Annotated in this window: 7 protein-coding genes and 1 pseudogene; 4 read left to right on the forward strand and 4 right to left on the reverse strand. The window is 43.3% G+C overall.

Going from position 1 to position 6,890, the window contains the following annotated elements:
* The first annotated feature begins 454 nt into the window (after positions 1-454).
* Positions 455-976, forward strand: coding sequence for a replication/maintenance protein RepL (locus ACTG2J_RS21695; protein ID WP_439997933.1), 522 nt, complete (start codon positions 455-457; stop codon positions 974-976).
* 13 nt (positions 977-989) lie between these two features.
* On the opposite strand, the gene ACTG2J_RS21700 is transcribed toward ACTG2J_RS21695, so the two are convergent.
* Positions 990-2,033, reverse strand: coding sequence for a plasmid recombination protein (locus tag ACTG2J_RS21700; protein WP_439997934.1), 1,044 nt, complete (start codon positions 2,031-2,033; stop codon positions 990-992).
* 273 nt (positions 2,034-2,306) lie between these two features.
* Here ACTG2J_RS21700 and ACTG2J_RS21705 point away from each other — a divergent pair, with 273 nt between their 5' ends.
* Positions 2,307-2,552 (forward strand): plasmid replication protein RepB, encoded by a 246-nt coding sequence (locus ACTG2J_RS21705; RefSeq protein WP_439997935.1) that lies wholly within the window; start codon positions 2,307-2,309, stop codon positions 2,550-2,552.
* Positions 2,553-2,938: 386 nt separating this feature from the next.
* On the opposite strand, the gene ACTG2J_RS21710 is transcribed toward ACTG2J_RS21705, so the two are convergent.
* Complete coding sequence (locus ACTG2J_RS21710) at positions 2,939-3,595, reverse strand: quinolone resistance pentapeptide repeat protein QnrS2 (RefSeq protein WP_012537714.1); 657 nt, start codon at positions 3,593-3,595, stop codon at positions 2,939-2,941.
* A gap of 626 nt (positions 3,596-4,221) precedes the next feature.
* Here ACTG2J_RS21710 and ACTG2J_RS21715 point away from each other — a divergent pair.
* The gene (locus tag ACTG2J_RS21715) at positions 4,222-4,743 is read left to right on the forward strand and encodes a replication/maintenance protein RepL (protein ID WP_439997933.1); all 522 of its coding nucleotides are present in this window, start codon (positions 4,222-4,224) and stop codon (positions 4,741-4,743) included.
* A gap of 13 nt (positions 4,744-4,756) precedes the next feature.
* Here ACTG2J_RS21715 and ACTG2J_RS21720 read toward each other — a convergent pair whose 3' ends face one another.
* A complete protein-coding gene (locus ACTG2J_RS21720) occupies positions 4,757-5,800 on the reverse strand; it encodes a plasmid recombination protein (RefSeq protein ID WP_439997934.1) in 1,044 nt (347 codons plus the stop codon).
* A 272-nt stretch (positions 5,801-6,072) separates the two neighbouring features.
* Between ACTG2J_RS21720 and ACTG2J_RS21725 the strand changes: the two genes are divergently transcribed.
* Positions 6,073-6,318 carry a plasmid replication protein RepB gene (locus tag ACTG2J_RS21725; RefSeq protein WP_439997935.1) on the forward strand — a complete coding sequence of 82 codons (246 nt, stop codon included), beginning with the start codon at positions 6,073-6,075 and terminating at the stop codon, positions 6,316-6,318.
* A gap of 409 nt (positions 6,319-6,727) precedes the next feature.
* On the opposite strand, the pseudogene ACTG2J_RS21730 reads toward ACTG2J_RS21725, so the two are convergent.
* Positions 6,728-6,890, reverse strand: a pseudogene (locus tag ACTG2J_RS21730) (pentapeptide repeat-containing protein); the annotation flags it as partial.

A 6,890-nucleotide genomic window follows, 5' to 3' on the forward strand; every position in this document is an offset into this window, starting at 1 on the left:
AAAAAGTTATCCGCTTAAAAAGCCACAGAGAAAAGGAACCCAATAGATTACTGATGTCCGCCATTAGGTAAAGTAACCTTAAACGGAAGCCTGCAATTTGAAGTAGATACAAGGTCTAAGAAGGAATGGGGCATAAACGTTTTAGAAATGGCAGTGTACTCTGATCGCTGCCATTTAAGTATGAATCTTTAATACTCAGTATGATTCTTTATTACTTAGTAACGAAACTTTATTCTACTCACACAGCGACTCACATCAACGTCTGTTGTCATCTGAGATCTTGCAGACAAGAACTAAGAAGGGATCTCTCTCTAGCCCAATGAAATCAACCCCCGTTTTCTCAAATCTGTAACTATGTAGCTCAGTATACGTATTCAGTCGCTCAAAAATGAGCTTGATTTTGAGCTACCACGGGTGTAAAGTGGGGTCAAGTCGCTCAATTTGGATGAAAAAAATGACCCTAGTTCGCTTTAAAAGTAACCCCTTTATTGAAGAAATGATGATTCCAGTAGGCAAAAAACAGATTCGCGTGGGTCTACTTGGTAAAGATAGCAATATCTTAGTTAACACTGAAACGGGTGAAGAGCGTGGAACACACGTAGCAACTTACAAAAAAGTTGATAATGAGCAATTCGTAAAGATATTCACGCAAAACATTGCTATGACTTTCGATCTGTCATCAGCCGGAATTAAATGCTTTTCTTTACTGCTCTTTCAAGTGCAGAACAGCGCACTATCAAAAGACGTTGTAGCGCTTGATACGCTAGCTTTAAATGAATTCTTAGAAGCACACAAAGAGAGTGACCCGCCTCTCAGACTGAGCATTGCAACAATGAAGAGAGGAATTAATGAATTAGAGAAAGCTAAAATAGTCGCAAAAACAATGCGACAAGGCTTTTATTACATTAATCCAAACTTCGTTTTCAATGGTGATCGTATCGCGTTCACAACAATCATCGAGCGCGACAAGAAATAAACGACTCAAAAAACTAAGAATCTATCGAGAGATAAGATGCTGATTTTGAAAGCTTTTTTCTCTCGCTCAAGATCTTCTGTTTTAATTCACTGTCTTGAATCAGTGAAACGTCAATAGCATTTATTATCGCTGATGCTCTCTCAATCTGTTTTTTGAGAGCGTCTGGCGTTAGTGCTGCCGCGTTTTCTTTTAAAGTTGCATCAACTTGAATCGCTTTCTTTGTAAACTCGCTCTTGCTCTGCTGAAAAGCTAACTCTCTCTCTTTCAAATCTCGTTCTTGATTATTCAAAAAGCGTTCTTGATCGTCAGCAAATAAGCGATCAATCTCAAGCGCTTTCGCTTTCTCGCTGATCTCTGCTCTTGCTGCTCTCTCTGCGTTCACTTCAGCACGCAATGCAGCTTGCTGTGCTTGCCACTCTGAGCGCTTGAACCGCTGGCGGCGCGGCCCTATACGTGCCAGACAAAAGTCTCTGCACAGCTCGTTATAAACGCGATCTTGAAAGTCGCGCATCACGTCAGCAAACGCTCTCAGCTGATAAGTCTTCGACTTACCAGCTCGCTTTGCTTCTGCTGATGCAGCTCGCGCAGGGTGGAGATCATCGAATGTTTGTCCAGGTGAAGGCACAACGTAAAAATGCAGGTGCGGGTGCTTCTCGTCTTGATGCTCGACTATCGAAACGAGATTGTCTCCGTAATGCTGCTTCAGCCAGCGCACTGCTGCGCGTTTAAACGAAAACCACTCTTCCCCGTCTCTCGGATATGAAATCACTCCTGAGAGTATTACAGGAGCGTCTGAGCGCAATCTACGACCTGTTTTGTCTTTAGCTTGCGCGGCCCAGTGCTCTGCTCGCTCGACAGCCTGAGACGGGGTGCAGCCGTAGACGTATGTCGGCGGCTGTGGCGTAAAACCGGCTTTGATGATGTGTGCTACATGGTCAGGATGGCGTTCAGCTTCTTTCGCTATGTCGCTCGCTGTAGCTCCAGATTTCACTGATCGAGCATATGATTCGACTCTGATGAACTGATACATAAAAAGTCCCTTTTCTTTATCTTTCATAAGCTTATTTTGTAATGTGTAGATAAGTAAATCAACCGACTTTACTTATCCCCCCCCCCGCGCAGCGGGGGGGGGGATAAGTGTCGGCCCCCGCGCCAGCGGGGGGAAGGGCAAAAAGACAGATCAAAAGAAGTTTTGCAAGGGGGGGCGGTGGGTGGGGGTGACTTCTGCTGACTATCAAAAGCTTGTTTTGATCTATCAAAACTTGACTTTGATTGGCTGTTCTCATACAATCAAATCGTCAATTTGATTTGTCAAAAAGAGGATTTGATTATGCAAGAAGCGACAGCGAAACTGATGTTCGAGTCAGGTACTTTCTCAAAAGCCATCGTTGTGCCAGTGCCAATGATGTCGTCTGGCTATCATCTGCATCTGGTCAAATTCAGCAGAAACTCAGAGACTGAAATAATCGAGAAGCAGCGCAGCGGCTATCGAATATTTAAGACTATCGACGCAGCTGTAAACACTGCTCGCGCAATCGGCTTTAAAAGAATCGAAGTCGATTTAAGCTCGCTGTGAATGATCTGGCCAGAGAACTTTAAATGTCATCTGTTCGACATTTAAAGTTCTTGGCAGACAAGCGAAGCGCGTCAGTGCGATCTTGCGACTGTAGGAGAGGAATAAAGTTTCATACTAAGCAGTCAAGTAACCCTGTTTGTACCGTTCTAAATGATACTCACCCAGAAATAAAGATTCATACTAATTCCTACTACAAAATCTGAGTCACGCTACAACTGAGTAATAAAGTATCATACTGGTTGTCTTGAGCATCCACAGATTGATTGGCCCCATTCAAACACGTTTCTGGACAAGAATGAGCTAGAAGTATTGATCTAGCTCTGGTGATTTGAATTAGAAAATGTATTAATGTTGTGTATAGTTTATCAGCAGGTATTCGTAAGCATCTAGTCAGGAAAAACAACAATACCCAACGCTTCGAGAAGCTGTTCTTGTTGCCAGCTGGCAATTTTGATACCTGATGTATCGACTTTTCGAGGATCTAAACCGTCGAGTTCGGCGTGACATAAATTAGCACCCTGTAGGCTAAACTGTCCCCAGACATCTTCAGAAAAAACACCTCGACTTAAGTCTGACTCTTTCAGTGATGCGCCCGCGAGGTGAGTCCCTATCCAGCGATTTTCAAACAGCTCACATTTTTCTAAACAGACCCGCTCCATATTGGCATAAGACAGGTTACATCCAGTAATAAAGGCTGAGCAAAAGTACATACGATTACTCACTTGATTGGCAAAGTTTGCTCGGGAAAAGTTGGCCCCTTTTAAATCACACTCACGTAACTCAATACCGTAGCAATTGGCGTTACTAAAGTTTGCCATCGCAAGCTGGCATTGTTGGAAACTTGCATCGCGAAGGTCTGCGACATCAAAATGGCAACCTTCGATATCACCCTGTTCAATGAACTTGCAGTTAATAAATGTCGCATCACGCAAGTTAGCACGTCGAAAATCGCATCGGATAAAGGTGCAAGCAGTGAAAGTAATATCACTTAGATCTTGATGTGAAAAACTGTGGTGTCGATATGTGTGACGGTAGGTTTCCATGTTGACTCCTATGATGAACTGGACGCAACACTACCATCAAAGCCACATCACATCACCAAAATAAAAACACTAAAAATCAAGATCTTAAAAACCCTCATTTTGCCTATTTTAAGGGGGTAAAATAGCGCCCTGAGCCTCTATGTTAACGTTCAAAGTACGCGGCACCATTGAAAAAAGTTATCCGCTTAAAAAGCCACAGAGAAAAGGAACCCAATAGATTACTGATGTCCGCCATTAGGTAAAGTAACCTTAAACGGAAGCCTGCAATTTGAAGTAGATACAAGGTCTAAGAAGGAATGGGGCATAAACGTTTTAGAAATGGCAGTGTACTCTGATCGCTGCCATTTAAGTATGAATCTTTAATACTCAGTATGATTCTTTATTACTTAGTAACGAAACTTTATTCTACTCACACAGCGACTCACATCAACGTCTGTTGTCATCTGAGATCTTGCAGACAAGAACTAAGAAGGGATCTCTCTCTAGCCCAATGAAATCAACCCCCGTTTTCTCAAATCTGTAACTATGTAGCTCAGTATACGTGATTCAGTCGCTCAAAAATGAGCTTGATTTTGAGCTACCACGGGTGTAAAGTGGGGTCAAGTCGCTCAATTTGGATGAAAAAAATGACCCTAGTTCGCTTTAAAAGTAACCCCTTTATTGAAGAAATGATGATTCCAGTAGGCAAAAAACAGATTCGCGTGGGTCTACTTGGTAAAGATAGCAATATCTTAGTTAACACTGAAACGGGTGAAGAGCGTGGAACACACGTAGCAACTTACAAAAAAGTTGATAATGAGCAATTCGTAAAGATATTCACGCAAAACATTGCTATGACTTTCGATCTGTCATCAGCCGGAATTAAATGCTTTTCTTTACTGCTCTTTCAAGTGCAGAACAGCGCACTATCAAAAGACGTTGTAGCGCTTGATACGCTAGCTTTAAATGAATTCTTAGAAGCACACAAAGAGAGTGACCCGCCTCTCAGACTGAGCATTGCAACAATGAAGAGAGGAATTAATGAATTAGAGAAAGCTAAAATAGTCGCAAAAACAATGCGACAAGGCTTTTATTACATTAATCCAAACTTCGTTTTCAATGGTGATCGTATCGCGTTCACAACAATCATCGAGCGCGACAAGAAATAAACGACTCAAAAAACTAAGAATCTATCGAGAGATAAGATGCTGATTTTGAAAGCTTTTTTCTCTCGCTCAAGATCTTCTGTTTTAATTCACTGTCTTGAATCAGTGAAACGTCAATAGCATTTATTATCGCTGATGCTCTCTCAATCTGTTTTTTGAGAGCGTCTGGCGTTAGTGCTGCCGCGTTTTCTTTTAAAGTTGCATCAACTTGAATCGCTTTCTTTGTAAACTCGCTCTTGCTCTGCTGAAAAGCTAACTCTCTCTCTTTCAAATCTCGTTCTTGATTATTCAAAAAGCGTTCTTGATCGTCAGCAAATAAGCGATCAATCTCAAGCGCTTTCGCTTTCTCGCTGATCTCTGCTCTTGCTGCTCTCTCTGCGTTCACTTCAGCACGCAATGCAGCTTGCTGTGCTTGCCACTCTGAGCGCTTGAACCGCTGGCGGCGCGGCCCTATACGTGCCAGACAAAAGTCTCTGCACAGCTCGTTATAAACGCGATCTTGAAAGTCGCGCATCACGTCAGCAAACGCTCTCAGCTGATAAGTCTTCGACTTACCAGCTCGCTTTGCTTCTGCTGATGCAGCTCGCGCAGGGTGGAGATCATCGAATGTTTGTCCAGGTGAAGGCACAACGTAAAAATGCAGGTGCGGGTGCTTCTCGTCTTGATGCTCGACTATCGAAACGAGATTGTCTCCGTAATGCTGCTTCAGCCAGCGCACTGCTGCGCGTTTAAACGAAAACCACTCTTCCCCGTCTCTCGGATATGAAATCACTCCTGAGAGTATTACAGGAGCGTCTGAGCGCAATCTACGACCTGTTTTGTCTTTAGCTTGCGCGGCCCAGTGCTCTGCTCGCTCGACAGCCTGAGACGGGGTGCAGCCGTAGACGTATGTCGGCGGCTGTGGCGTAAAACCGGCTTTGATGATGTGTGCTACATGGTCAGGATGGCGTTCAGCTTCTTTCGCTATGTCGCTCGCTGTAGCTCCAGATTTCACTGATCGAGCATATGATTCGACTCTGATGAACTGATACATAAAAAGTCCCTTTTCTTTATCTTTCATAAGCTTATTTTGTAATGTGTAGATAAGTAAATCAACCGACTTTACTTATCCCCCCCCCCGCGCAGCGGGGGGGGGATAAGTGTCGGCCCCCGCGCCAGCGGGGGGAAGGGCAAAAAGACAGATCAAAAGAAGTTTTGCAAGGGGGGGCGGTGGGTGGGGGTGACTTCTGCTGACTATCAAAAGCTTGTTTTGATCTATCAAAACTTGACTTTGATTGGCTGTTCTCATACAATCAAATCGTCAATTTGATTTGTCAAAAAGAGGATTTGATTATGCAAGAAGCGACAGCGAAACTGATGTTCGAGTCAGGTACTTTCTCAAAAGCCATCGTTGTGCCAGTGCCAATGATGTCGTCTGGCTATCATCTGCATCTGGTCAAATTCAGCAGAAACTCAGAGACTGAAATAATCGAGAAGCAGCGCAGCGGCTATCGAATATTTAAGACTATCGACGCAGCTGTAAACACTGCTCGCGCAATCGGCTTTAAAAGAATCGAAGTCGATTTAAGCTCGCTGTGAATGATCTGGCCAGAGAACTTTAAATGTCATCTGTTCGACATTTAAAGTTCTTGGCAGACAAGCGAAGCGCGTCAGTGCGATCTTGCGACTGTAGGAGAGGAATAAAGTTTCATACTAAGCAGTCAAGTAACCCTGTTTGTACCGTTCTAAATGATACTCACCCAGAAATAAAGATTCATACTAATTCCTACTACAAAATCTGAGTCACGCTACAACTGAGTAATAAAGTATCATACTGGTTGTCTTGAGCATCCACAGATTGATTGGCCCCATTCAAACACGTTTCTGGACAAGAATGAGCTAGAAGTATTGATCTAGCTCTGGTGATTTGAATTAGAAAATGTATTAATGTTGTGTATAGTTTATCAGCAGGTATTCGTAAGCATCTAGTCAGGAAAAACAACAATACCCAACGCTTCGAGAAGCAAACACCTCGACTTAAGTCTGACTCTTTCAGTGATGCGCCCGCGAGGTGAGTCCCTATCCAGCGATTTTCAAACAGCTCACATTTTTCTAAACAGACCCGCTCCATATTGGCATAAGACAGGTTACATCCAGTAATAAAGGCTGAG

Origin of the sequence: Aeromonas sp. 6P (genome assembly GCF_051919525.1) — a bacterium.
Lineage (GTDB): Bacteria > Pseudomonadota > Gammaproteobacteria > Enterobacterales > Aeromonadaceae > Aeromonas > Aeromonas veronii.